The organism is Paenibacillus phytorum, assembly GCF_013141715.1.
GTDB classification, from domain to species: domain Bacteria; phylum Bacillota; class Bacilli; order Paenibacillales; family NBRC-103111; genus Paenibacillus_E; species Paenibacillus_E phytorum.
The window spans coordinates 72587-97623 of record NZ_WHOA01000007.1; the positions used below are offsets into that span (position 1 = coordinate 72587).

General features: G+C 42.7%; 23 protein-coding genes and 1 other RNA gene. 15 read left to right on the forward strand and 9 right to left on the reverse strand.

Features of this window, described 5'->3' with window-relative positions:
• Positions 1 to 47: 47 nt before the first annotated feature.
• Positions 48 to 584 carry a DUF4178 domain-containing protein gene (locus GC098_RS01505; RefSeq protein WP_171640309.1) on the reverse strand — a complete coding sequence of 179 codons (537 nt, stop codon included), beginning with the start codon at positions 582 to 584 and terminating at the stop codon, positions 48 to 50.
• Positions 585 to 864: 280 nt separating this feature from the next.
• Here GC098_RS01505 and cshA point away from each other — a divergent pair, with 280 nt between their 5' ends.
• From cshA to ssrS, 3 genes are all read left to right on the forward strand, one after another.
• Entirely contained in the window at positions 865 to 2478 is a 1614-nt protein-coding gene (cshA, locus tag GC098_RS01510; RefSeq protein WP_281366890.1) for a degradosome RNA helicase CshA, read from the forward strand.
• 365 nt (positions 2479 to 2843) lie between these two features.
• Entirely contained in the window at positions 2844 to 3689 is an 846-nt protein-coding gene (locus GC098_RS01515; protein ID WP_171640311.1) for a YesL family protein, read from the forward strand.
• 50 nt (positions 3690 to 3739) lie between these two features.
• Positions 3740 to 3921, forward strand: a non-coding RNA gene (gene ssrS, locus GC098_RS01520) — 6S RNA.
• Between the two features lie 59 nt (positions 3922 to 3980).
• Here ssrS and xylB read toward each other — a convergent pair.
• Complete coding sequence (gene xylB, locus GC098_RS01525) at positions 3981 to 5498, reverse strand: xylulokinase (RefSeq protein ID WP_171640313.1); 1518 nt, start codon at positions 5496 to 5498, stop codon at positions 3981 to 3983.
• A 148-nt stretch (positions 5499 to 5646) separates the two neighbouring features.
• Complete coding sequence (locus GC098_RS01530) at positions 5647 to 6141, reverse strand: GNAT family N-acetyltransferase (protein ID WP_171640314.1); 495 nt, start codon at positions 6139 to 6141, stop codon at positions 5647 to 5649.
• A gap of 159 nt (positions 6142 to 6300) precedes the next feature.
• Here GC098_RS01530 and GC098_RS01535 point away from each other — a divergent pair, with 159 nt between their 5' ends.
• Entirely contained in the window at positions 6301 to 7647 is a 1347-nt protein-coding gene (locus tag GC098_RS01535; protein WP_171640316.1) for an Nramp family divalent metal transporter, read from the forward strand.
• Positions 7648 to 7797: 150 nt separating this feature from the next.
• Entirely contained in the window at positions 7798 to 8187 is a 390-nt protein-coding gene (locus GC098_RS01540; protein WP_171640318.1) for a DUF1499 domain-containing protein, read from the forward strand.
• Between the two features lie 49 nt (positions 8188 to 8236).
• On the opposite strand, the gene tpx is transcribed toward GC098_RS01540, so the two are convergent.
• Entirely contained in the window at positions 8237 to 8755 is a 519-nt protein-coding gene (tpx, locus tag GC098_RS01545; RefSeq protein ID WP_057306969.1) for a thiol peroxidase, read from the reverse strand.
• Between the two features lie 161 nt (positions 8756 to 8916).
• Between tpx and gltC the strand changes: the two genes are divergently transcribed.
• Positions 8917 to 9801: a glutamate biosynthesis transcriptional regulator GltC gene (gene gltC / locus GC098_RS01550; RefSeq protein WP_171640320.1), complete on the forward strand. Its 885-nt coding sequence runs from the start codon at positions 8917 to 8919 to the stop codon at positions 9799 to 9801.
• Positions 9802 to 9855: 54 nt separating this feature from the next.
• On the opposite strand, the gene GC098_RS01555 is transcribed toward gltC, so the two are convergent.
• Positions 9856 to 10545, reverse strand: a complete 690-nt coding sequence (locus tag GC098_RS01555) for a zinc metallopeptidase (protein WP_171640322.1) — start codon at positions 10543 to 10545, stop codon at positions 9856 to 9858.
• 21 nt (positions 10546 to 10566) lie between these two features.
• A complete protein-coding gene (locus GC098_RS01560) occupies positions 10567 to 11007 on the reverse strand; it encodes a MerR family transcriptional regulator (RefSeq protein WP_171640324.1) in 441 nt (146 codons plus the stop codon).
• Between the two features lie 306 nt (positions 11008 to 11313).
• Here GC098_RS01560 and GC098_RS01565 point away from each other — a divergent pair, with 306 nt between their 5' ends.
• From GC098_RS01565 to GC098_RS01575, 3 genes are read left to right on the forward strand one after another with little or no spacing between them, the layout of a single operon-like run.
• Positions 11314 to 12699, forward strand: a complete 1386-nt coding sequence (locus tag GC098_RS01565; RefSeq protein ID WP_171640326.1) for an ammonium transporter — start codon at positions 11314 to 11316, stop codon at positions 12697 to 12699.
• 39 nt (positions 12700 to 12738) lie between these two features.
• Positions 12739 to 13821: a DUF294 nucleotidyltransferase-like domain-containing protein gene (locus GC098_RS01570; protein WP_171640328.1), complete on the forward strand. Its 1083-nt coding sequence runs from the start codon at positions 12739 to 12741 to the stop codon at positions 13819 to 13821.
• A gap of 46 nt (positions 13822 to 13867) precedes the next feature.
• Positions 13868 to 14602 carry an exonuclease domain-containing protein gene (locus tag GC098_RS01575; protein WP_171640330.1) on the forward strand — a complete coding sequence of 245 codons (735 nt, stop codon included), beginning with the start codon at positions 13868 to 13870 and terminating at the stop codon, positions 14600 to 14602.
• Here the strand turns inward: GC098_RS01575 and GC098_RS01580 are convergent.
• Both GC098_RS01580 and GC098_RS01585 read right to left on the reverse strand, forming a co-directional pair.
• A complete protein-coding gene (locus tag GC098_RS01580) occupies positions 14596 to 15027 on the reverse strand; it encodes a M67 family metallopeptidase (RefSeq protein ID WP_171640332.1) in 432 nt (143 codons plus the stop codon). The genes GC098_RS01575 and GC098_RS01580 overlap by 7 nt on opposite strands.
• A gap of 48 nt (positions 15028 to 15075) precedes the next feature.
• A complete protein-coding gene (locus GC098_RS01585) occupies positions 15076 to 16365 on the reverse strand; it encodes an MFS transporter (RefSeq protein WP_171640334.1) in 1290 nt (429 codons plus the stop codon).
• Positions 16366 to 16594: 229 nt separating this feature from the next.
• Between GC098_RS01585 and GC098_RS01590 the strand changes: the two genes are divergently transcribed.
• Positions 16595 to 17128, forward strand: coding sequence for a TlpA family protein disulfide reductase (locus tag GC098_RS01590; protein WP_246320906.1), 534 nt, complete (start codon positions 16595 to 16597; stop codon positions 17126 to 17128).
• Positions 17129 to 17219: 91 nt separating this feature from the next.
• Here the strand turns inward: GC098_RS01590 and cimA are convergent, their stop codons facing one another.
• Positions 17220 to 18839, reverse strand: a complete 1620-nt coding sequence (cimA, locus tag GC098_RS01595; protein WP_171640338.1) for a citramalate synthase — start codon at positions 18837 to 18839, stop codon at positions 17220 to 17222.
• A gap of 214 nt (positions 18840 to 19053) precedes the next feature.
• Between cimA and GC098_RS01600 the strand changes: the two genes are divergently transcribed.
• The 5 genes from GC098_RS01600 to GC098_RS01620 all read left to right on the forward strand — a co-directional run bounded on the left by GC098_RS01600 (position 19054) and on the right by GC098_RS01620 (position 25024).
• A complete protein-coding gene (locus tag GC098_RS01600; protein WP_171640340.1) occupies positions 19054 to 20355 on the forward strand; it encodes a DNA polymerase IV in 1302 nt (433 codons plus the stop codon).
• A 6-nt stretch (positions 20356 to 20361) separates the two neighbouring features.
• Complete coding sequence (gene mobB, locus GC098_RS01605; RefSeq protein WP_171640342.1) at positions 20362 to 20862, forward strand: molybdopterin-guanine dinucleotide biosynthesis protein B; 501 nt, start codon at positions 20362 to 20364, stop codon at positions 20860 to 20862.
• A 74-nt stretch (positions 20863 to 20936) separates the two neighbouring features.
• Positions 20937 to 21170 carry a ferredoxin gene (locus GC098_RS01610; protein ID WP_079413773.1) on the forward strand — a complete coding sequence of 78 codons (234 nt, stop codon included), beginning with the start codon at positions 20937 to 20939 and terminating at the stop codon, positions 21168 to 21170.
• 170 nt (positions 21171 to 21340) lie between these two features.
• Complete coding sequence (locus tag GC098_RS01615; RefSeq protein WP_171640344.1) at positions 21341 to 23188, forward strand: CHASE2 domain-containing protein; 1848 nt, start codon at positions 21341 to 21343, stop codon at positions 23186 to 23188.
• A 27-nt stretch (positions 23189 to 23215) separates the two neighbouring features.
• The gene (locus GC098_RS01620; RefSeq protein WP_171640346.1) at positions 23216 to 25024 is read left to right on the forward strand and encodes a FecR family protein; all 1809 of its coding nucleotides are present in this window, start codon (positions 23216 to 23218) and stop codon (positions 25022 to 25024) included.
• Positions 25025 to 25037 lie beyond the last annotated feature (13 nt).

The window sequence follows — 25037 nt, forward strand, 5'->3', positions numbered from 1 at the left end:
TCAGTAATCCCTCCTTTCCAAACATTTCTAATGATAACATAGGTTGTCTAGGGCGTCGATTTCAAAAATTTAATCTGATTGCCCGGTGTTCGCTCTCCTTCAAGAGCAATAAATTTACCATCCTGCCATTGGAGGAAGAAGAATCTACGGTCCGGTCCAAAATATCTCCAAAAGAGACAATCGTCTCCGCTGCGGAAGTCCGTATTTCCTTCAGTCCGAGTAACATCATTGCGATGAAACTCCAATTCGAAGGTAACATCTTCGTCAAGCTCCAAACGAGTAGGGACATCATTCGGATCATCTAATGCGCCTTCGACAAAGCTGCAAAGGAAACAGTCATAGGTTCGCCCTTTTTCCACAATCAAACACTGAATATTTTTGCCGCTTTGTAAATAATAAGCGTAGCGATGTGGAGCAAACCCGCGGTCAAAATAAATGACCTTGCCGGAAACGACATACTCCTCTAAGTCAACATTAACAATATCCCCAACCCTGGCATCTTCAAGTGGATTACCTATAGGTGTTGTTGTTGGTTCTTGTTTTTGACTACGCAGGATGCTGCTGACTCGTTTAAATATCGACATTGAAAACTCTCCTCTATTCCGTTTATTGTTCTACCTTGTAATACGTTTAGCTTATGCGTTAGGTTTCGTTCTCATTATGTAAGACGCTACTGGAAATGTGTGTATGACTTGTGCTATAATAGTTTAGATGTTCTTAAGGGCGGCCAGTTGGATCATGGAAGATGATAAATCGAAAGTGTATTCCACCAATAAAACTATAGACACGGATAGGAAGTCGTACTTAAGGGTAAAAAAGATACAAGGCATTAGCCTGCCCTGTACAAAAGGAGATTGAATATATTTGAAAACATTTCAAGAGTTTGGTTTAGAGCCAACGATTTTACGCGCTATTACGGAGATGGGCTTTGAAGAGTCCACACCGATCCAAGAAAAAACGATTCCTTTGGCTATGGAAGGCCGGGATTTAATCGGGCAAGCGCAAACAGGAACAGGTAAAACAGCTGCTTTCGGTATTCCGCTTATTCACAAAATCAATATGAAAGAAGAGCGCATTTCTGCTCTTATCATGTGTCCTACACGGGAACTTGCCATCCAGGTTGCGGAAGAGATTGAGAAACTCGGTCGTTTCAAAGGCATTCGTTCCTTGCCCATCTATGGTGGACAGGATATCGTTAAACAAATTCGTGCATTGAAGAAAAAACCGCAAATCATTATCGGTACACCGGGACGTCTACTTGACCATATTAACCGTAAAACAATCAAATTAGACGATGTGCAAACAGTGGTTTTGGATGAAGCGGATGAAATGCTTGACATGGGCTTCATGGATGATATCCAGTCCATTTTGAAATTGGTACCAGAAGAGCGTCACACAATGTTGTTCTCTGCTACAATGCCAACCAATATTCAAAAATTGGCACAACAGTTTCTTCGTAACCCTGAGCACGTATCGGTTATCCCGAAACAAGTTAGTGCTCCATTGATTGACCAAGCTTATATCGAATTGCATGAAAAACAAAAATTCGAAGCGCTTAGCCGTTTGATCGACATGGAAGCTCCAGATCTTGCAATCATCTTCGGTCGTACAAAACGTCGGGTTGATGAATTGGCAGAAGCTCTTCAAAAAAGAGGCTATGCAGCTGAAGGTCTTCATGGTGACTTGTCCCAAAATCAACGCGATAATGTTATGAGAAAATTCCGTGACGGCAGCATTGATGTCCTTGTAGCAACAGACGTTGCTGCGCGTGGTCTAGATGTATCTGGCGTTACTCATGTAATTAACTTTGACCTTCCGCAAGATCCGGAAAGCTATGTTCACCGTATCGGTCGTACAGGCCGCGCTGGTAAAGAAGGTACAGCTTGGACTTTCGTAACACCTAGAGAAATCGATCACCTGCACTTTATCGAAAAAGTTACACGCCACAAAATTAACAAAAAACCATTACCTAGCTTGGCTGAAGCCATTGAAGGTAAACAAAAAATGACAGCTGAGCGTATTCTTGATGTTCTTCAAAATGATACACAAGCTGAATTCAAAGGCCTAGCTATTCAAATGTTAGAGCAATATGATTCCGTAAATCTCCTTGCAGCAGCTATGAAGCTTCTGACAGGCGACAAAAAGGAAACGAATATTGAGTTAACACCAGAAGATCCGATTCGTGCAAGAAAGAAAAAATTCGATGTACGCAGCTCAGGTAGACGAGTTGGCGGCGGCTACGGCTCAAGTTCAGGATCAGGAGATCGTCGTCAAGGTGGCGGATACAGCTCCGGTGCTGGTTCAAGCAGCAGCTCAAACTCCCGTTACCCGCGTAAAGATAGCAGAGATTATGGTTCAAACAGAGAAGGTGGAAGCAGTTCATCTTCCAGAAACCGTGAATACGGAAGCAACAACTCCGGGAACCGCGATCGTTCAAGAGCTCCTCGTAAGAGCGAAGATACATTAGTGAATAAATAAGGGGAATAACCCCAAAAAAGAAAGGCGGAGATCCTGAAGGATCTTCGCCTTTTTACCTTGAGTATATGGTTTACAGTACGAAAGAGCTAGTAATGATAACGAGCAAGATGAAGAGAACCAAAATGGCACCGGCGGATGTTCCAACTGGATGAGACATAGTATCAACCTCCTGAAAAATATTTGGGTGTAGTTCTTATTGACAATACTATACTATGTAAAAGAACCTAGAACGACTAGACGTCTACCTATATGTTGAAAAATAGGCTATAATTAAACCAATGTAAAAGTAAGACAACTTAAGATGTATGCGTTTTAACAATCAACGTAGAAAGTTTCCGGAAGGAAACGCTAAGGAGGAAGCTGTTTTGGAGTTTAGAGGAGTTATGGGAGGACTGTACAGAATATCGGAGTGGATTATGCGTTTGTCGGTCATTAATCTGCTTTGGATGCTATGTTCGATTCCGGTTTTCTTTTTTACTTTTATGGGCTTGGTAAGTCCATCCGTTGATGCATTGAAGGCATCACTACCCATTATCGCCATTTTGGCACCGTTTACTTTATTTCCTGCAACTTCCGCGATGTTTGCTGTAGCTCGGAAATGGGTAACAGGAGAAGAAGATGTACCACTTTTGAAAACATATTTCCGTGGATATAAAGAAAACTACCTGCAGAGCATGGTAGGTGGTATTTTCTTCGTAATCATTTTCGTAATCATTGCGGTGAACTACTTCTTTTATTTGAAGCAGGGGAGTTCACTGAAATTATTGGCCGTATTGTTTATTGCTTTCACGGTCATTATTATCATTTCTTTGTTCAATTTCTTCTCGATTATGGTTCATTTGCATATGAAGGTTTTACAAATTTTGAAGAATGCTGTATTGATTACCATTGGCAATCCAATCAATTCGATCGTTCTGCTGCTTTGCAATGGAGCCATCCTTTACATTTGTTTGACCAAATTTAATTTCTTCCTCGTCGTTTTCTTTATGGGAAGTATTATGGCAACCTTCTCGTTCTGGCAGTTTAACCGCAGCTTCACCAAACTCCAAACGAAGCAGCAAGAATTAGAAGAGAAGGAACAACAGAGGTTGGCTGAAGCGCAAGAAGAGGAAGCACAAAGTGACGCTGAAGCTGTAACTGAAGGTGAAGAAGAAAGTAAGAAAGAAATTAGCTTGCATAAAAAAGATGAGAATGAAAAGACTAGAGACTAAACCTACCAGTTGATAATCAACCGGTACGGCACTATAATAAGAAATACAAAAGAATCCTGCGATGTTCGTAACGGTTTTAAGTTGTTTTAAACCAATGACTGTTTCTAGGGAGACCTACATTGAAGTGTGGCTGACATGCCCTCGAAAGGGGACCTCAAATACACCTCTGCGGACACCCACCTGCGAGAGCGGGTTTGAAGCACCGAAACCGGACGGCATAGGCGGGTTTTTTTGTATTAAAAAGAGGTTGATCAGGAAGATTCCTGATTCAACCTCTTTTTAATTTGTTTTTTAATGACCAGCCAAATCACTTAGCTGATGAAATGTATGCTGAAGAGTTCCATAAAGACCGCGATATATTTGATAATAGGCTTCATACTGTTTCTGATTATCAACATTTGGTTCTACGCGATCGGTGACATGAATCCATTTCTCACAGAGTGTAGTAATATCCTCATGCAGTACGCCGGAAGCAGCCATAATAGCAGCGCCATACGCAGGGCCGTCTGTAGAATTAACAGTGATCACAGGGATACCGAAGATGTCAGCAATCATTTGACGCCAGAACGGACTTCTGGCACCGCCGCCATTAACGCGAAGTTCGGTGACTTCAATGCCAGACTCGCGGATAAGTTGCAGCGAATCGCGGAGCCCGAAGGTAATGCCTTCAAGAACGGCACGAGTGAGATGTGCTTTTTCGTGCCGTAGGTTTAGACCAATGAAGGCGCCTCGAGCCTTCGGATCGGGGTGCGGTGTCCGCTCCCCGGATAAGTAAGGCAGGAAGAGCAAGCCTTCGCTCCCGAGGGGAGCTGTGGCTGCTGCAGACGTCAAGATCTCGTAGACGTCTTTGCCTTCCTGCTGCGCACGCTCAAGCTCCTCGTGCGCGAAGTGGTTGCGCCACCACTGGAACGAGCCGCCAGCGGCCAGCATGACCCCCATGCGGTGCCACTTGCCAGGTACGCCGTGACAGAAGGAATGAAGCCGATAAGCTTCATCTACTTGATAAGTGTCGTCGTGAACGAAGACGACACCGGACGTGCCGAGCGCCACAGAGGCGATGCCTTGGCGTACGACGCCAACACCTACGGCGCCGCAGGCTTGGTCGCCGCCGCCAGCGACGACCTTGGTGCCTGCGGCTAGGCCCGTTAGGCTGGCCGCTTCAGGCAGCAGGTGTCCGGCCACGTCGCCGGACTCATAGAGCGGCGGCAGCCATTCCATCGGAATGGCCAGCCGCTCAGTGACGGTCTGCGACCAGCTGCGGTGGGCGACGTCCAGCAGCAGGGTGCCGCTTGCGTCGGCCATGTCCATGCCGAACGCTCCCGTCAGGCGCAGCCTGACGTAGTCCTTCGGCAGCAGCAGATGCCGAACGCGCGCGTAATGCTCAGGCTCATGCTGCCGGAGCCAAATGACCTTGGGCGCGGTGAAGCCGGTCAGCGCACGGTTGCCCGTTAGTCGTCCGAGTTCGGCTTCGCCGACGGTCGACTCGATGTAAGTGCACTGCTCCGCGGTGCGCTGGTCACACCAAAGCAGTGCAGGCCGGATGACCTGCTGCGCCTCATCAAGGAATACCGACCCGTGCATCTGGCCGGAGAAGCCAATACCAGCGACGGCTTCGCCAGCGACGCTTGTTTTCTCTAAAAGAGCGCGGATACCCTTGACTGTTGCGTTCCACCAATCCTCAGGATGCTGCTCAGCCCATCCCGGATGGGGCTGCTTAAGCGGATATTCAACGCTATGGCTGCCAATCACCTGACCGGAGTCATCCACAAGAATGCATTTAACTGCAGAAGTTCCTAAATCTAAACCCATGAAATACGACACGAAGATTCACCCTTTGTTGGTTAAGTTGTTGTAGTTAAGTAGTTTCTTCTATATTCTTTGTTTGTTTAATAAATATACAAAGATTATTGAGTATTATATTCGCATGATTTAACGGAAATCCTGCTTACGGCGATATTTAATTCCATATTAAATTCATTTCATGCCACTGGATGCCAGCATGTTTAGAAGCTGATGGAGCTACATAAAGAAATCCATTTTTTTCATAGAATGAAATTAAATGCTCTTCACACATTAAAACAATCCCTTTCAAATCATCTTTTCTGGCTATTTCGATGATACGTTGCAGAAGTTCAGTAGCAACCCCGCGTCGTTGGTAGGATGGGTGTACAGCTATGGTCAACACACAGAGGTATTGTCCTTCCTCAGCGTGCTGTGTCTCTTGCTTGATACTATCATTTGCTAATTCTTTATTATATATCTTTACGCTATTGGTTACGCCGATAATTTGACGGTCTAGCTCATTTTCTGCCACAAGAAAATAGGATCCAAAGACATGCTTTCTCATCTGAAAAGCTTCTAATGTAGCAGCAGCCTCCTTTGAGAAAACAGCAGTCTCGATCTCATAAGCCTTCCTAATATCTGTATCGCTTTCAACTGGGCGAATCAGCATGATCGTTGAATACCTCCTTGTAAAAACTTTCCTAAGGGAAAATGTTTTTTATATGCACATGATTGTTTGCCTATAGCATAAGATAGGGGCATATAGTATAATCATGAATAAAGTTTCCTTTGAACAACATTATTGGTCTTGTGAAAGAAGGGTAATCAGATGGGTATAGCATATAAAAAACCAGAGCAAGAGTCCAGTGGATGGAAAGGCAACTCGCCGATGCCTAGTCTGCCTGAAGTCCATCATAGTATGCGCGTACCAAAGAAAGCGGGCTTTTTCCGTAAACTGCTTGCTTTTGTAGGTCCGGGCTATCTCGTAGCCGTAGGGTATATGGATCCGGGAAATTGGGCGACTGATCTAGCAGGTGGTTCCCAATTCGGATATACATTGCTTTCTGTTATTTTAATATCAAATTTGATGGCGATTCTGCTGCAAGCTTTGTCTGGTCGCCTAGGAATTGTTACAGGTCGAGACTTAGCGCAAGCTTGTCGTGATCATTATAGTAAACCAGTTTCATTCGGACTATGGTTGTTATGTGAGTTAGCTATTGCTGCATGTGATCTGGCTGAAGTCATTGGCGCAGCGATTGCCTTACAGTTATTGTTCGGTCTACCCCTTATTTATGGAGTCATTCTTACTTCGTTAGATGTTCTTTTGGTTCTTATGCTGCAAAAAAAGGGATTTCGATACATCGAAGCCATGGTTATTAGTCTAATCGCTCTAATTACGTTTTGCTTCGTGATGGAACTTATTTTCTCAAGACCTGATTTTGCTGCTGTTGCCGTTGGTTTTATTCCTAGAACGGAAATTGTAACGAACCCAGCTATGCTATATATCGCTCTTGGTATTCTGGGAGCTACTGTGATGCCTCATAATTTATATTTACATTCTTCTATTGTACAAACACGCAAAATCGAGCCAACGGTAGAAGGTAAACGTGAAGCAATTAAATTCGCCACAATCGATTCGACTGTAGCTTTAATGCTGGCTTTGTTCGTCAATGCCGCGATACTCATTCTTTCTGCAGCAGCCTTTCATTCGGCAGGTAAAGAAGTAGCGGAAATACAAGATGCTTATCATCTTTTGGGGCCAATGCTGGGCACAGGTGCCGCGAGTATTCTGTTTGCAGTTGCGCTGCTAGCTTCAGGGCAAAATTCTACACTTACAGGTACATTAGCCGGTCAGATTGTGATGGAGGGCTTCCTTAACATTAGACTCACTCCTTGGCTGCGCCGATTAATTACACGATTGATCGCGATCGTGCCTGCGGTCATTGTCATTGGTATTTATGGAGAGAGCGGCGCTACAGATTTACTCGTTCTCAGTCAGGTGATATTATCCTTGCAACTCTCCTTTGCAGTTATTCCTCTTGTTACATTTACTTCGGACCGAAAGAAGATGGGGGAGCTAGTAACGCCAAAGTGGATGATTGTCCTAAGTTGGTTTGTGGCTATTTTGATTGCCGGCTTGAATGCTTACTTACTTTACACCACATTTTTTGGCTAATAAAATATGGAATAGAAATGGAAAATCGGGGGAGCAATCTTCCGATTTTTATTTCCCCTCTTTTTCTTAAGCCTAAACAATGGTAAGATAGAGAGCAGTGTAGAAATGGCAAGTGGTCTATATGTACTTCATTGAAGGGGGAAAAGGCTTTTGCTTAAGAGAACTTTAATCGGATTACTTCGCAGTCATGAAACGACCGGAGATAAAGCCAAAGATCCTTTGCTTAAAACAAGATATTACAAGCTTCCTAAAGAACAGGTATGGGAAGAAGTCACTGCCGTTCTGAAAAAAACGCCGGGCTATAAACTTCTCCATGAAGTTCAAAATGTAGGTGAAATTCTCGCGGAACGTAAAACAGTGACTGGACGAACACAGGATGTAACGTTAACGCTATTTGGGATTAATCCCGTGAAAACCGCGGTAGACATTTATTCAGCATCCCGAGGCTCAATGGGGGATCTGGGTTCCAATTACCGTACTATTATAGATATTTATAAACAATTAGACAGAAAACTTGCTACTTATAAGATTGAAGGATAACAAAAACAGCAGGGAAGCTAGGCCTCCTTGCTGTTTTATTTTATGTGTATTAAACTAATTTTTTGACAGCTTCTACGGCTGTTTCATAATTAGGGTGAGCCGTCATTTCGCCCAGGTATTCAACGTATTGAACGGTATCATTCGCATCGATAACGAAAATGGAACGCATATCAAGTTGAAGCTCTTTGATCAATACGCCATAAGCTTCGCCGAAGGATTTTGTTTTATAATCGGACAAAGTGATCACTTTGTCAATACCTGCTGCACCACACCAGCGGGATTGTGCAAAAGGAAGATCAACACTGATTGTAAGAACAGCAACATTATCGCCTAGACCTGCTGCTTCTTCATTGAAGCGGCGAGTTTGTGCGTCACAAACGCCTGTATCCAAAGATGGAACAACGCTGATCAGCTTTACTTTACCTGCATAATCTGCGAGGGAAACTTGAGTCATCAAATCTTTGTTAACTGTGAAGTTAGGTGCTTTGTCACCCACTTTAATTTCAGGTCCTACCAAAGTAATCGGATTGCCTTTAATGGTAGCAACACCAGTACGTTCTTGTGCCATATGAACTGTTTCCTCCTCTATTTTCCATACTAAATAACAACTTATTTATTATAAGCTTTTTCAACTTAGGTTGTCCAATCGTTACTGTAAGGCTATAATTTAAATGTTTAAAGATCATATAAGCTCGCAATCACGTAAGAAAAGTCGGGGGATTTATCCAAGTGGAATTAAGACAATTGCAGTACTTTGTAAAAGTAGCAAGAAAGCAGCATGTAACCCAAGCTGCGGAAGAAATGCATGTGGCGCAATCAGCCGTTAGCCGGCAGATTCATCTTTTAGAAGAAGAGCTCGGTATTAATTTGTTTGTGCAAAAAGGTCGTAATCTTCATCTTACCTCAGTAGGTCATTTATTCTTAAGCCGAGTCGAGGGGATATTGACGGACTTGGAACGCGCTGTTGGCGAAATACATGAATTTCTTGACCCGGAAGCCGGGGAAATTCGCATTGGGTTTCCACATAGCCTGGTCATCAATTTGCTCCCTGCTGTCGTTGCAGCTTTTAAAAAAGATCACCCTAACGTTAAATTCAGACTCCGTCAAGGGACTTATACGTCCTTAATCCGAGATGTCTCTAAGGGAGAGATAGATCTGGCTTTCATTTCGCCATTTCCAGAAACTCATGAACATGTTTCGGGTGAAATTTTGTTAACCGAAGAGCTGTATGCGATAATTCCCTCCAACCATATCCTTGCGGATTACACATCCATACGACTGGAGCAGTTAAAGAATGAGCCATTCGTTATGTTTAGTGAAGAATATACGCTGCGTTCGATTGTGATGGAGGCTTGCTTGAAAGCGGGCTTCGTTCCGAAGATTGAGTTCGAAGGTGAAGAAACAGATACCATTCGGGGGTTAGTTGCCGCGGGTATGGGGGTGAGCTTACTTCCTTCTATGGCTTTAATGGAAAGTGGTCAAATGCAACCGGTCAAAATTCGTGTGACCGATCCTGTGGTCACTAGAACTGTCGGTTTAATTCGCCGAAAAGGTGAAAAGCTTCCTTTGGTGGCTGAAGTTTTCAGACGGTTTCTATGTGATTATTTTCAATGAAAAAAAGCTCATCTTGTGTATGTGAATGACACCATACAAGATGAGCTTTTTTGTTTAATCGTTACTATTACGGCCATTAAAGATCATGATATATTTCAGAAGTTCAAGAACGGAGATTAATGCGGCTGCCACGTACGTAAGAGCGGCTGCATTCAATACCTTGGCTACCCCGCGTTCTTCTTCATTAGAGATGAAGCCCTCGGCGATCATTAAATCTCTGGCTCTTGAGCTAGCGTTAAATTCTACTGGCAGTGTAACTAATTGAAAAGCAACGGCTGCTGCGAAAAAGATAATACCAAGACCGAGTAGCCATGGGATCTGTTGGAAGAAGAAGCCGGCTAGTATGAGCAAGGGAGCTACACCGGAAGCGAAATTAACAACCGGGAACATGCGGTGCCTTGCGACAAGCATTGGATAGTGAACTTGGTGTTGAATGGCATGGCCTACCTCGTGACAGGCGACAGCGACAGCTGATATGGAGCTTTCGTAATAGACTGGTTCAGATAAACGTACTACTCTGGCTAACGGATCATAGTGATCTGATAGGGTGCCAGGTACAGCTTCTACTGGAACATCATACAGTCCGTTGGCATCAAGCATGCGTCTTGCCGCTTGAGCTCCTGACATTCCTGAGTAAATTGGAACTTGGGACCACTTGTTGAATGTTCCCCGTACTCGAAACGAGGCCCACAACGAAAGTCCGAATGCAATAATAATTAGAAAATCCATGGGATGAAAAAACATTTGACATTCCTCCGTATTTCGTTATGAGAACGGATTTTTACCTAGAAGAACAATTAGCGCTTCAATACAGGCCGCGGTTGGCTGAGTAAGTATTCGGGAAAGCTTCTTCATTTGATTTGGTTTCAACTGTTGGATGATGGGTCCCAGCTCTTTAGCTTCTTTCATTAGCTGCTCTAGATGAATCTGGATAGATGTCAGCTTATCTCTCACTGTATCATCTGGCGACACTTTACTCCATTGTTGTAAATTCGCTTTGATTTCCTCTAAGGTATATTTCTCGTTCTTCATAGATTCAATACGTTTAAGTCGAGTCAAAGTTTCATCACTATAAAGTCGATAATTCGTATCTGATCTCTTCTCGGGCTCAATCAAGTTCAACTTGGTGTAGTAATCAATGGTTCGAGAACTGACATCGGCAAGTTTGGCTAGTTCTCCGATTTTATAAAGCTTCTCTTTTCCCATAATAAGTTCACCTCTACTCCAATGTTATGTAGGAATTCTTCTATATAGTAATGATACCTGATTACAAACCGTACAGTCAAACGTAATACTTTTCAAACCTGACATTGATCTTAGGATAGGAATTGTAACATTTCCCTCGACCTATGAACGAAAACACGAATTATGCCTGTTTAATGTGAGGTTATTTTTCGTTTTTTTCAATTTTTTAAAGAAAATCCTATTGTCAAACCCATTTAACCTGTATATAATGACATTAAGAGTTTCATTACATGTTACTTAATATAACATTAAAAAGGAAGTGGTCGTATGCTTAAGAAGTTGTTGTTAGCTTTCGGCGTTATGGCATTATTGTTCCCTACTCTCGCATTTGCTGCAGATGAAGCAACAGTACCCCAACTTCAAAGTGCAATCGATGCTGTTTGGGTTATGTTAGCAGCTATTTTGGTCATCTTCATGCAAGCTGGTTTTGCTTTATTAGAAGCGGGGTCTACTAGAATGAAAAATGCCGGTCACGTAGCCGGTAAAACAATTTTAACTTTTGGCTTATGTGCCATCGCTTTCTGGGCTGTAGGTTTCGGTTTCGCCTTCGGTGACGGAAATGCTTTCTTCGGAACGACAGGGTTCTTCGTTACAGGTTTAGAAGATCAAGCGGCAGCGGCATTCGGATCCCTTTCTTTCTCAGATGTACCTATTGGGATTAAATTCTTGTTCCAATTAGCTTTCGCAGGTGTATCCTTAGCGATTGCATGGGGCGGATTTGCAGAAAGAGCAAAACTTCCAGTTTACTTCATCTTTGGAATTTTGTTTACAGTCGTGATTTATCCAATCGTTGCTCACTGGGTATGGGGCGGCGGCTGGTTGAGCAAGCTTGGGATGCAAGATTTCGCAGGGTCAACAGTTGTTCACTTACAAGGTGCAACAGCGGCGCTCGTAGCTACTATCTTGTTAAAACCACGTATTGGCAAATATAATAAAGATAAAACGCCTAACTTGATTCCTGGTCACAACCAAGTGTTGTCTGTTCTCGGTGTTATCATTCTTTGGATTGGTTGGTTCGGTTTCAACCCAGGTAGTACACTAAGTGCAATGAATGATGGGTTCTTTGGTTATATTGCTTTGACAACGAACATGGCTGCTGCGGCAGGCGGAGTTGCGGCTCTTATCATTTCTTGGATGTACTTCGGTAAAGCAGATATTCCTAGTATGTTAAACGGTGTTCTTGCGGCGCTTGTTGCGATTACAGCAGCTTGTGCATTCGTAGATACTTGGGCTGCCATTGTAATTGGTGCGGTAGCTGGTATTGTTACATTCTTCACAGCACAATGGTTTGAAAGAGCTGGCATCGACGATCCGATCTATGCTTTCTCCGTTCATGGTATCGCAGGTATTTGGGGGACTCTTTCCACTGGTTTGTTCGCAACACCTGAGCTTTCAGCGAAGGTTGGTGTCGGTGGTGCGGGATTGTTCTACGGCGGTGGTTTACACCAATTGGGCATTCAAGCACTAGGTTTAGCTGGAGCATTTGTATTCGTACTTGTTCTTTCCTTTATTATCTTAGGTATACTGAAAGCTACAATTGGTCTTCGTGTTACAGAAGAAGAAGAAATTATTGGTCTGGATTTATCTGAACATGGTTCTTATGGATATCCAGAACAAATGAAAAAAGCAGCTCAAAACGGCGTGTCCGTTTAATACCACATACACTTTCTACTAGAGCAAAGGGGATGCAACATGAATCATCTCTCAATGGAACAGATCCTGGAACGCATCTATCAATCGGAACAGTTCGATGAGATGCGAATAACCAGAGATCAGGTGCATGAGATGTTTCGGGAGCATCTCCTTTTCTCTCATTCACCTGAAATTGGGCGAAAAGTGAATCAAATTCACGATGCCTTCATTCACAGGACGATAGAACTGGCTGAACATATGTTGGAGGATGAAGGGTTCGGGAAACCGCCTGTTTCTTATGCATTTATATTGTTGGGCAGTGGAGGGAGACGTGAACAAACGCTTTGGAGTGATCAAGATAACGGACTTATTTATGAAGAAAGTGAAGATCACACAGAGGAAGAATTAGATGACTATTTTATCAAACTTGTAGATTGTATCCTTCGTGGTCTTGATATTTTAGGCTATCCGCCTTGTGAAGGAAATGTGATCTCGAGCAACAAGCAATGGCGTAAGCCGTTATCATCGTATATTGAGATGATGACAGCATGGTTTATGGAGCCGAATTGGGAGAACGTTCGTTATTTGCTCATCCTTGCTGACATGCGCTGTATCTTCGGTTCTAAAGTTATGGTAGATCGGCTCAAAGGCGAGTTTCTTGCTTTTGTTCAGGAACATCCGAGTATCTTGAAGTATTTGTTATCCAATACACTCCATCACAGAATAACATTGGGCGTATTCGGACATCTGATTACTGAGAGATATGGAGAGGATGCAGGTGGGTTTGACATTAAATATGGCGCCTATATTCCTATTGTAAATGGGGTTCGACTTCTTGCTATTCAAGCAGGGATCATGCACTCATCTACGTTGGAGAGAATTAGATTGCTGCAGGAATCTTCCTTCATCCCTAAGCAATTAGCAGTGGAATGGCAGGCTGCTTTTGGAGTTGCGCTTAAGCTTAGAGATTTGACGCCTTTTCAGCTTGATGGTGAGAAGTATACGACAAGAGGCAAGCTAAGCGCTGAACAGTTGACCAAAGAGATAAAGCAAGAATTAAAACAATGCCTGCGTACTGGGATGGAGTTACAAAAGTATGTTAGAAAATCAATCGATTCACACATAGAGACAGAAAAAGGTTAGAAATAATGGAAGTTATGTTTCATTGGATAGGGAGAGGTGATTCGAGATGAAAGACATGCGTCCGGCTGGGCGAATGTGGCATTTGTACAAAATGGGTGGTCTTACACCAGCGCTTACGTCCATGTTTGATGTGCAAAGTGCTCAACAGATGGCTTTTATTCGTTCTATGTTGAAGGAGCAAAGGAAAGATTCCCTCTTTGAGATACCGCTTCACTCGATGGAAATCGTTGTTTTTGATTTGGAAACGACGGGTTTCTCTCCTTATAACGGTGATGAGATTATTTCATTCGGAGGCGTCTCGGTCATTGGCGGAGAAGTGCAAAGTAATCATACATTCTATAGTACGGTAAATCCAAAACGTAAGATTCCGGATGAGATTGTCACCTTAACGGGTATTACGAACGAAATGGCCGCAGACGCGCCTGAATTAATAGGAGTGTTAAGTGATTTTTTGGAGTTTGTTGGGCAAAGAATACTGGTTGCGCATGCAACCGGGCATGATAAAAACTTCTTGAATTCGGCCCTATGGCGCACGTCCAAAGTGAGCTTATCACATCGTGTTCTCGATATTATGATGATTGCCAAATGGCTAATGCCGAAGAGGAAAAATTTGAGCTTGGACTCACTGCTTCATGCCTATGATATTCCGGTAACGAATCGTCACCATGCACTTGAGGATTCCCTTATGACTGCGCAGCTGTGGTCTAGATTCATGGAGGAAATAAAATCAAGAAATGTAGATACCTTAGGTGATCTCTACGCCTTATTAAGCCATCACTGACCGATGACAAACGCAAGTTTGTGATAAGGGGTCTGTGGGGCTTTTTTTATTTGGTAAAGCTGTAGTTCGGGATGTTGCAATTGCTGAAAGGATAAAATCCAATAGGTAGGAATCGAATGCCAGAGTGTTTGTAGATCCTGCTCCGAAGGAACTGGAGGAGCCGTTGGGTGCGAATGGAAAAGACCGATCACGGGGTTATTGCTGTCCATAAGATAAGGGAGCATCTCTGCGGGACGTATTTCAAAACGATTTCTTGGGTTACTTGCGATATTACGTAAAGGAATGAAGGTATTCGCTTGCAGCTCTTCATCCTTGCCATGGGCTTGTCCACCGAGAATGAAACCGCATGCTTCTTCAGGGAGTTGTTGCAAGCTGTGGGAGATAAGGCCTTTGTAGAGCTCTTCAGTTATATATACATTCACCATCTATCCCCCCCTCCTAATCAATGTGCATGTTAGAATGAGGTTAGTATATCATGCTTTTTTATTCATTTCCCCTTTAGGTTTAATAAAAAAGAACACGAGTGCAAGCATAAGAAGTGCCAAGGAAGATACGGTAATGAATATGGCTTGGTCCGAAATGTTCATGAGCCATCCGAAAAGTGGTGGACCGCATGCTACACCAATGAAACGGAGACTATTGTACAACGAGGTTATCATTCCGCGCTGTTCACGCTCTACAGAACCGGTAATCAGTGTATTTAAGCAAGGTAGCAGCAGACCAGTACCTATGCCACTTAATGTAAGTAAACCAATGAATATGTAGAGATTGGTATTTAGGAAGATGGCTAATGCTAGCGAAACGGTCATCATGATGAGTCCGATGTTCATTAACCAGCGCATCAATATGACGTTCTCTTTGATTTTAGCACCGGTGGTATAAGAGGTAATGACCATGCCAAGCAAAGGAATAGCCAGAATAAGTCCCTTACGCACACCTTCGATACTATAAGGCTCTTCTTCTAATATTTGGGATAAATAAAAGAGGACACCAAACAGAATAAATAGCGAAATGGAGCCAGCGAAAAATGCAGGGATGAGCCAACGACCTTTTTCCCGAAAAATGCTTCGAATTTGCTTCAAGTAATCCTTAAGAGGTTCCGCTTCCTTTTCTTTAGGCGGTTCCTTAATCATAAAGATAACTGCGAGCAGTGCTAACACACAGAATATAGGGAATGCAAAAAATGGTGCAAACCAAACGATTAAAGCTAATAATGAACCTAAAATCGGGCTTACGACTTTACCAGCTCCATTAGAAGCCTCTATGAGCCCAAGCGCTTTACTCGCTGTCCCGCCCTTATATAAATCTCCTACAAGCGCCATCGCTATAGGGGCTGTCCCTGCTGCTCCTAAGCCTTGTATAGCTCGTGCTGTTATAAGGATAGGATAGGAATTCCAAACGGCTGCAAAGCCTGCTAGGACGCCCGCAGAACCGTAAATGATTAAGGAAGGGATGATGACGGCTTTACGTGTGAAACGGTCTGATAAATAACCTGATACAGGGATGATGAGTCCGGCTGTGATGGAAAATAGGGTGATGACGAGTGAACTCTGGAAACGAGATATACCCATTTTTTCCTGCATATCAGGCAAGATAGGGACTAGCATGGAATTACCTAGAACGAGAACTAAAGGGATCGTTGCAATGGCGACGTATTCCCAGATGTGACCTTTTTTGTTTTTGGACTTTTCGGATTTGTTTTCAGAGTTATCTTTAAATATATTTTCAGAAAATTTTTTGCCCTCGGCTGCTTTTGTAGTCATTATAATGAGAGTCCTTTCAGAACATTTTGTTATGTTTACTTTTCCCATTAAAGTTGAAAGCATACTTTGGATTTTCATTGTTGGAAAATAGTATAGTTTTATACTTTTGCTTCGCTTCAACCTTGACAAATCAGCTCGTTCCCGTGGGACGACGGAGTTGTTTATCCTAAGATGTTGGAATTTACGTGGAATTGGAGATAATATAGACAGAGTGGAGGTGGATATGCTTTTGAAAAAAAATGTGTTTGTGATAGCCCTGGTGGTTATCTTAGCTGGTTTTGCGATTTATCAAAACGCCCAGCGTCAGAATAAAGAGACGCTTATGCCTACTGAGCAAGCGCCAAAAGTGAATTTCTTAGCCCCCTCGTTTACGTTAAAAGGGCTTGATGGGAAAGACTACACGATTGGTGGGCCTCGAGAGAAGCCTTTGTTCGTTAATTTCTGGGCTTCATGGTGTGGTCCATGTGAGGAAGAGGCGCCAGATTTGGTGAATGTGTACAACAAATATCAAGGGCAGTTTGATCTCTATGCAGTCAATGTGACACCTGGTGATAAGATGGAGAACATTACAAAGTTTGTGGAAACCTACAAATACCCATTCCCGGTGTTATTAGATAAGCAAGGAACGAATGCGGATACCTATCGAGTGGTTGCCATTCCAACCAGTTTTTTAATCGATAAAAATGGGGTCATTCGCGAGGTCGTTCATGTACTCTCTCCTAGAGATTTGGATAAGAAAATTGCGGGTCTCATTAAAGAATGAAAAAAGCTGCAAGAGAGCGCCGATGGTTGGCGTACTCTTTGCAGCTTTTCTTGAATGTCCTTTTAGAAAAATCTCGATAGAGGTTTATTCCTTAATGGTTTACTAAGCCTAAGCGCTCTTGTTGATCTTTGTTCGCAGGCTCTACGCGTTTTCTTCCGATTAGTGCATATCGCAAACTATCTACGAGTGCATACCAGCTAGCTTCAATGATGTTACTGGATACACCTAGCGTATTCCATGTTGTCTTAAAGTCAGTTGATTCCATTAGAACGCGAACCTTACCGGCAGTAGCACCTTTGATATCAAGGACACGTACTTTATAGTCGGAGAGATGGACGTTCTTAATATCAGGGTAATATTGGATCAGCGCTTTACGTAAGGCATTGTCAAGAGCATTTACAGGGCCGTTGCCTTCAGCCGCGGTATAGATCGTTTCCCCATGAACCTTCACTTTTACGATGGCTTCGGAAACGACCGATTGATTGGCGGATTTCTCAACAAGCATTTTGAACGATTCTAATGTGAAAATCTCTTCTAGGCCTTCGAATGCTTCGCGCAGCAAAAGCTCAAGTGTGGCATCGGCTCCTTCGAATTGGTAGCCTTGATGTTCGAGATCTTTAATTTTCTCAATGACTTCTTTGGTTTTCTGATGTTCTTTATTAAAGTCTAGATTCAGTTCTTGAGCTTTCACGAGCACATTACTTTGCCCTGCAAGCTCTGAAACAAGTACACGTTGTTTATTGCCGACGAGTTCAGGCTTCGTATGCTCATACGTGCTAGCATCCTTGAGAATGGCTGAAACGTGAATACCGCCTTTGTGCGCAAATGCCGCATTCCCGACATAAGGCTGATTAACAGGCATATGCATGTTGGCGATTTCGCTAATGTATCTCGAAACAGGCGTTAATGATTTCAGTTGCTCTTCTGAAATAACCGAATAGCCAAGCTTCAACTGAAGGTTAGGGATAATGGAGCTAAGATTAGCGTTACCGCAGCGTTCTCCATAGCCATTGATGGTTCCTTGAACTTGTCCTGCTCCTGCTTGTACAGCAGCAAGGCTGTTTGCCACACCTAATTCGCAATCATTATGAGCATGAATGCCAACGGGGGTAGTGACATTCTGTTTAACGGTAGTGACAATAGATGTAACTTCTCCAGGTAATGAGCCGCCGTTGGTGTCACAAAGCACTATCCAATCAGCTCCAGCGTCCTGTGCTTTTTTGATTGTTTGCAAGGCGTACTCGGGGTTATTCTTGTAACCGTCGAAGAAATGCTCGGCATCATAGATGACTTCAAGACCGCAACTTTTTAAATAGAGAACGGAGTCATAGATCATGGAGAGATTTTCTTCAAGTGTGGTTTGAATGGCCGTTGTGACATGGAAGTCCCATGACTTACCGAAGATGGTTGCTACCTGAGCGCCTGACTCCACGAGTCTGTTCAGATTAATATCATCCGCAGCTATGGAATCCTTACGCCGTGTACTTCCGAAAGCAGTAATCTTCGCATTTGTGAATTTCATGTCACGAGCGCGTTCAAAGAATTCAATATCTTTGCTGTTGCTGCCCGGCCATCCGCCTTCAATATAATGAACCCCAAGCTCATCGAGCTTGCGGGCAATTTTAATTTTGTCCTCGACAGATAAGCTGATGCCTTCTCCTTGCGTACCGTCTCGTAGTGTTGTGTCGAAGATTTTGACTGATGTTGGCATAGGTTCCTCCTTCAAAAGCTAGCAAAGTGACTTCGGTGCTTGATGTGTGGGTGCTTGTGCTTGCTTTAAAGCGCTAATGTATAATTTACGATTATACCATAATAGTATGGGTAAAGACATCATAACGCAAAAATACGTTTGCTTGAAAGAATAATTTTTTGTATGCTGAAAATGGCTCTAATAGTTGGTTGTTTATCAATGGGAGGGAATATAAATGGTGACAACTCAGCATCATTATCCCAAGCAAGGTAGAGTCATTTTGCATATAGACATGAATGCATTCTATTGCTCTGTTCATGAGGCTGTTGAGCCTGATTTATATAAAGGGAAGCCTCTTGCTGTTGCCGGTAGTGTTGAGCTTCGTAAAGGGATTATTGTTACTTCATCTTATGCTGCGCGCGCTGTAGGGATCAAGACAGGCATGCAAGTTAGGCAGGCGATGAAGTTGTGTCCAGATTTGATCCTGATAAGACCTGATTTCGAGCTGTATCGCAGTTTTTCAAGACGGTTTATGCAGATTGTTTATAGTTATTCACCTATGGTGGAATCCATGTCAATCGATGAGTGTTTCGTCGATATTACAGGGTCCAAGCAATTTGGAACCCCACTTGAGATCGCGAATAACATTCAGCTACAGATCATGAATGAACTTAAGCTGCCCTGTTCGATTGGCGTTGCCCCCAATAAGCTACTTGCCAAGATGGGCTCCGATATGAAGAAGCCGAATGGGATATCTGTCCTGCGTCTACGAGATGTTCCCTCTGTATTGTGGGATAAACCGTGCAATTATTTATATGGAATTGGTAAAAAGACGGCGGATAAGCTAACTAGACTTGGCATCCATACGTTAGGTCAGCTAGCAGTAGGGGATGAATTGCTGTTAAGTAAACACTTTGGCATCTTAGGAGCACATTTGAAGCGTTCGGCTAATGGGATTGACCCTTCACTTGTAAACCCCGAACAAGAACAAAGCAAGTCAATTGGGCATACGACGACGCTGCCGCAGGATTTTACCGATACCAAAGAAATTCATCGAGTATTCTTAAATCTGGCGGATCAAGTAGCAAGAAGGCTTCGCAAGCAGGAGCTAATGGCATCCACGATCCAAATCACGATTCGTGATCCGGAGATGAGGACGATTACACGATCCGTCACCTTGCCTACGCCAACCGAGCATATGGACGATATTTATCGAACCTCGTGCCAGTTATATGATCATCAATGGGAGGAAGGAAACCCTGTTCGGCTGCTTGGGATTACTCTGCAAAATCTAACAATGAAGGAAGAAACGTTCGTTCAGTTGGATCTTTTCGATTATGAAAAGCAGCCTAAACGAGAGAATTTAAACCGCATTATGGACGGACTTCGTGATAAATTCGGGGAAAATGCGATTCTAACCGCGGGGATGATGGGTGACAATCCTGCAACGTTGATTAGAAATCATAAAGCGAGAGGGACATCCCTTCAAATGGACCATTTGAGGAACAATCCCCTTCACAAAGAAGAGGAGAAGTGACGAAAGATGGCATATTGTATTGGCTTTGCTGGCTATTCGGACAGTGGGAAAACAACGTTAGTGGCCAAGCTAATCGTAGAAATGAAGCAGCGCGGCTATCGGATAGCCGTAATGAAACATGATGCGCATGGACATTATAAAGAAGCTGCAGGGACGGACTCTACGACTTTTGTGGAGTCGGGTGCAGAAGCGGTTGTAACCCTATCTCCAGATGGGATTCATGCGTTCGAAAAGAAGCGAAATCCAAGTCTAGAAGAACAGTTAAGTGCTTATGCACATCTAGACTATGTTTTTATCGAAGGCTTCAAGAAGGAAAAGCATCCAAAGATTGCTGTTTTTCGTACAATAGAACAAAGTGAAATAATTCAAGTTCTTGAGCCTGGGCCGATTGCAATTGCAACTGATATGGACAATTTCAACTTTGATTTAACAGCTTTTCCTTCCTTCGATTTGAACAATATCCGTGGTTTAGCTGACTTTATTGAACAATATTTTCAGAGCTATTAATTTTAAGGTTTGAACTTTGTCCGTATTTATATTATATTTTACATTGAGGATAATTTGAGGAGGAGTTAGAAATCATGGCAAAGTATACATTTGTTGATAAAGATACTTGCATCGCTTGCGGCGCTTGCGGAGCTACAGCTCCAGACATCTATGATTACGATGATGAAGGTTTGGCTGAAGTGATTTTTGATGGAGATGGCAACAAAGGGGTAACTGAAATCCCTGAAGATCTGTTTGATGATCTACAGGATGCACAAGATGGCTGCCCAACGGATTCCATTAAAGTTGCGGATGCACCTTTTAGCTAATCAGATTAAAACTTAATTTTGTGAAGTGATTCGCAGAATGTCGAAAGAGCTCGGTTCCTGAAGAGGAATTGGGCTCTTTTTTTTGAACAAATTGTATTTACATATAACTATTTATTGCCATTTTCTACGTGCCATCTTACAATGAAGCTAGTAAACATTGGGAGGATCTTATGGGTAAGAAGAAATGGATTCAAACTTTAGTGGTAGGACTTTTGTTGATGTTATTTTCGACATATTTCTACACGGTTAACTCAAGCGGCTTGTTTTATTTTGTTGAGGGTCCCCTCCAAGATGTTTTGCGGAAAGCTAAATCTGTGGATGAACGTCAGCCAGAGGATCGCATCAAAATTGTTAAGATTGATGAGAAATCACTTAAAGCAATCGGGAAATTTCCGTGGGATCGAACTACCTATGCGCAATTGATAGAGAAGCTAGAGAAGTCAGGCGCAGCAGCAATTGGTATAGACGTGGTTTTAGCTGAACCTTCGAAAAACCCCGCTGACGATAAAGCATTGGCTGATGTTTTGGCCAAGTATCAAAATGTCATCATGCCCGTCCAAATTAACTATCCCTCCAAGCAAGAACAAGCAGGCGATCTTGTGCCTGAGAAAATCGACTACCCCACTCCAACACTAACAACCAGTAGGCAGCAAATGGCACATATTAATGTGTTTGTCGATAAGGATGGTAAGGCTCGGAAGCTGCCAGTTGGGCTGCCTGATGAGAATGGAGCATACATACCTGCGTTCAGCGTTGCGCTTGCCAATCTAGTTCTGGATGATAAGGACAAAGTGAAGCGAGATGAAGCAACTGGGCAATGGAAACGCGGCAATATTGTAATGCCAACGAACGAAAGAAATCAAGTTACGACTGAATTTTTCACACTGCCTAGGCAGAAAGTAGATGCAACTACAGGCTATGAATCACTTTCTTTCATTGATGTTATTAATAGTAAAAACCCCTTACCTTTGCAAGGCAGCATTGTTCTGGTAGGACCGTTCGTAACGGCCATGCAGGATGAATATCCAACGCCGATCAGCTCTGTTAAGATGTTCGGGATCGAAATACATGCGAATATGATTCAAACTTTATTAGAAAGCAAGTTTTATAAAGATACAAGTAAGCCTTTTGGCGTAGGTAGTATCTTACTTATTTCTTTGCTTGCCATTTTCTTATTTCATAGATATAAAGGCAAAACAGCTCTATTTATTTTTCTAGGAATGTTCGTGATTTATGGTGGCGTATGGTTAACCTTCTACATTGCTGGATCAACCTTCGCTCCTCTTGTATACCCGCAATTTGCTTTAGTTACGATCTATATTTGGTCGTTGGTGAGTCATTACCTGGAAGAGCGGAAGGAGCGCAACCGCGTAACCGGTATCTTCGGAAGGTTCGTTTCCAAAACGGTTGTAGACGAGCTGCTGCAGTCAGGTGAAGATGTTAAGCTTGGCGGCAGTCGTAAAGATATCTCACTTATTTTCGTAGATATTCGCGGGTTTACCCCTATGTCGGAACGACTAGAGCCCGAGCAAGTTATTCAAGTATTGAATGAGTATCTGGATGTATGTACGAAAGCTATTTTCAAATTTAACGGCACTCTCGACAAATTTATTGGTGATGGTGTCATGGCGATGTTCGGCGCTCCAATTGAATATGACAATCACCCTGAGATGGCTGTGCGAGCAGCAATTGAAATGAAGTCGCAGGCTACGGTTCTTGAGCAGAGATTGATTGAAAAGTATGGAATCGGTGTGAAATTCGGTCTTGGTATTAACAGCGGACCTGCGGTTGTTGGAAACATTGGTTCTGAAGATCTAAGGCTCGATTATACGGCTATCGGAGATACGGTTAACTTGTCAGCTAGATTAGAAGCGAACGCGAAACCAGGTCAAATTCTAATCAGTGAACAGACCTATGCGAGGGTCAAAGATCTTTTTGAGATAGAATCCATCGGTGAAATTAAGGTAAAAGGAAAAGAAAAGCCCGTGGCGGTATATGAAGTTATCGGGAATCTCTAATAAATGAATGCTAGGGAGGAATTCGGTGTGGGATTAACTAAGAAATTATTTGTGTCATTATTCTTAAGTTTTTGTTTAGTGTTTAGTTTGGTCTCGGCGCTGCTTGTAAAACCTGTGGACGCAAAAACCGTTCGAGTAGCTGTCATTGCGACATTATCCGGTGATGTAACGATCAAGAAAGGCGGAGGTTCCAAATCGTACGATGCCTATGAAAGTATGAGTTTAAATCAAGGCGACACGGTTTACACAGGAGCTAGCTCATCCGTCACGCTTAATTTGAGTAATGGGGATGCGGACGTAACATTAGGCGAAAATGCTGAGATTAACGTGTCAGACCTAAATACCTCAGATGGAAATAAGAAATCCAAGCTTAAAGTATGGGCCGGATCCATGTGGGTCAAGGTGAAGTCATTAGCTGGATCAGATGATGAATTTGAAATTGAGACGCCAACAGCCGTTATGGGTGTTCGTGGAACGCAGTTCTTTGTTACCGTTGATCCGAAAACAGGCGCAATTAAGATGGCGGTTGGAGCAGGGAAAGTCTCCGCATCGACTGTAATAAATGGAGTTGACTCCAGTCAAAAATCTTCAATTACATACTTATATCCGACGCAACAAATTTCTTTGGATTCTAGGGATGAGACGGATGATCTGTCTCTTAAAGTAGATTTCCTTGATTTAGATGATTTTATAAAGGATGCATCACCGGAAATCATTAAAGAGATTATCTTGAACAAGGCCGAAATAGATAAAGAAAATGATGAGTTTATTTCTAAGAAAAAGAAAGAAATCGAAGATGGCAAACTTGTGGATGATAAGACTTCTTTATCCGTGAAGGATCAGGCTGAATTAGATAAAGTGAAACAAAACTTAGATAACTTAATTGGTAATATTGCCAAGAAGGCTCTCGCGGAAAATAAGGTTGATAAAGAGTCTTTGAATAAACTCATTGAACAAGCAAATGCAAAAATCGATAAACAAGAAAAGAAATTAGATTTAAACAATGTTAAAGAATTAGATAAAACGGCAGGTGTCGATGCAGAAAAAGAAAAAATAAAGAAAGAGCTGCTTCAAAAGCTTGAAGCAGAGAAGCTTAAAAAGCAACTGGAAGAAGCTAAGAAGCAAGAAGAACTCAAAAATAAGCTGGCTGCTGCGCTTAAAGCTTTGGAAGATCAAAAGAAAAAGATTCTCGAAGCAACGAAAGTGGCGGAGGAGAAGGCTAAAGCAGACGCTGAAGCAAAATTGAAAGAACAGAATGGGACGAATACTTCAGTACCGGGATCAGGAGGCAATTCGGGGAACTCAGGGGATACTGATCCAGGGACACCGGTAGTAACACCAAGTATTAGTCTTGCACCTGGCTCTGTTAACAACACCGGATTATTCGATTTAAATGTAAATCTGAGTGACTTTGTCGGCAACAACACAATTTATGGTGTAGAAGTGCACTTATCCTATGGTTCCAATATCTCTCTTTATGTTAATGAAGTGCACCCATGGGTAAGTAATTCGGATATTTTTAGCCAAAGCAATAGTGCAGATCATATTAAAGAATATTTTAACGGTTCACAGAGAGAGCTTGTGTATGCAGTGACAAATTTTGGTTCAGGTTCAAATAATGTTGAAGCGATAAATGGAACTAAAAGGTTAGTTACAATTCCGTTTTATGGCCATTCGCTAGAGACAGCAGCATCTCCAGCCCCAACGACATATCCAATAAAAGTCGAAAAAATCGTCATTGTTCATAAAAATGGTTTAGACGTTCAAAAAATAGAAGTTCCTGTGAAACCTGAGACAACTGTCACTTTACCTCCAAATAGTGGTCCTAACAATTAATAAATAGAATAAG

Excerpts from the sequence above, each read along its gene's own strand:
- GC098_RS01505 (WP_171640309.1), bottom strand. The coding sequence starts at position 584 with ATGTCGATATTTAAACGAGTCAGCAGCATCCTGCGTAGTCAAAAACAA.
- xylB (WP_171640313.1), bottom strand. The coding sequence starts at position 5,498 with ATGGGTTTAGATTTAGGAACTTCTGCAGTTAAATGCATTCTTGTGGAT.
- GC098_RS01530 (WP_171640314.1), bottom strand. The coding sequence starts at position 6,141 with ATGCTGATTCGCCCAGTTGAAAGCGATACAGATATTAGGAAGGCTTAT.
- GC098_RS01535 (WP_171640316.1), top strand. The coding sequence starts at position 6,301 with ATGGGTATAGCATATAAAAAACCAGAGCAAGAGTCCAGTGGATGGAAA.
- tpx (WP_057306969.1), bottom strand. The coding sequence starts at position 8,755 with ATGGCACAAGAACGTACTGGTGTTGCTACCATTAAAGGCAATCCGATT.
- GC098_RS01555 (WP_171640322.1), bottom strand. The coding sequence starts at position 10,545 with ATGTTTTTTCATCCCATGGATTTTCTAATTATTATTGCATTCGGACTT.
- GC098_RS01560 (WP_171640324.1), bottom strand. The coding sequence starts at position 11,007 with ATGGGAAAAGAGAAGCTTTATAAAATCGGAGAACTAGCCAAACTTGCC.
- GC098_RS01565 (WP_171640326.1), top strand. The coding sequence starts at position 11,314 with ATGCTTAAGAAGTTGTTGTTAGCTTTCGGCGTTATGGCATTATTGTTC.
- GC098_RS01570 (WP_171640328.1), top strand. The coding sequence starts at position 12,739 with ATGAATCATCTCTCAATGGAACAGATCCTGGAACGCATCTATCAATCG.
- GC098_RS01575 (WP_171640330.1), top strand. The coding sequence starts at position 13,868 with ATGAAAGACATGCGTCCGGCTGGGCGAATGTGGCATTTGTACAAAATG.
- GC098_RS01580 (WP_171640332.1), bottom strand. The coding sequence starts at position 15,027 with ATGGTGAATGTATATATAACTGAAGAGCTCTACAAAGGCCTTATCTCC.
- GC098_RS01585 (WP_171640334.1), bottom strand. The coding sequence starts at position 16,365 with ATGACTACAAAAGCAGCCGAGGGCAAAAAATTTTCTGAAAATATATTT.
- cimA (WP_171640338.1), bottom strand. The coding sequence starts at position 18,839 with ATGCCAACATCAGTCAAAATCTTCGACACAACACTACGAGACGGTACG.
- GC098_RS01600 (WP_171640340.1), top strand. The coding sequence starts at position 19,054 with ATGGTGACAACTCAGCATCATTATCCCAAGCAAGGTAGAGTCATTTTG.
- mobB (WP_171640342.1), top strand. The coding sequence starts at position 20,362 with ATGGCATATTGTATTGGCTTTGCTGGCTATTCGGACAGTGGGAAAACA.
- GC098_RS01610 (WP_079413773.1), top strand. The coding sequence starts at position 20,937 with ATGGCAAAGTATACATTTGTTGATAAAGATACTTGCATCGCTTGCGGC.
- GC098_RS01615 (WP_171640344.1), top strand. The coding sequence starts at position 21,341 with ATGGGTAAGAAGAAATGGATTCAAACTTTAGTGGTAGGACTTTTGTTG.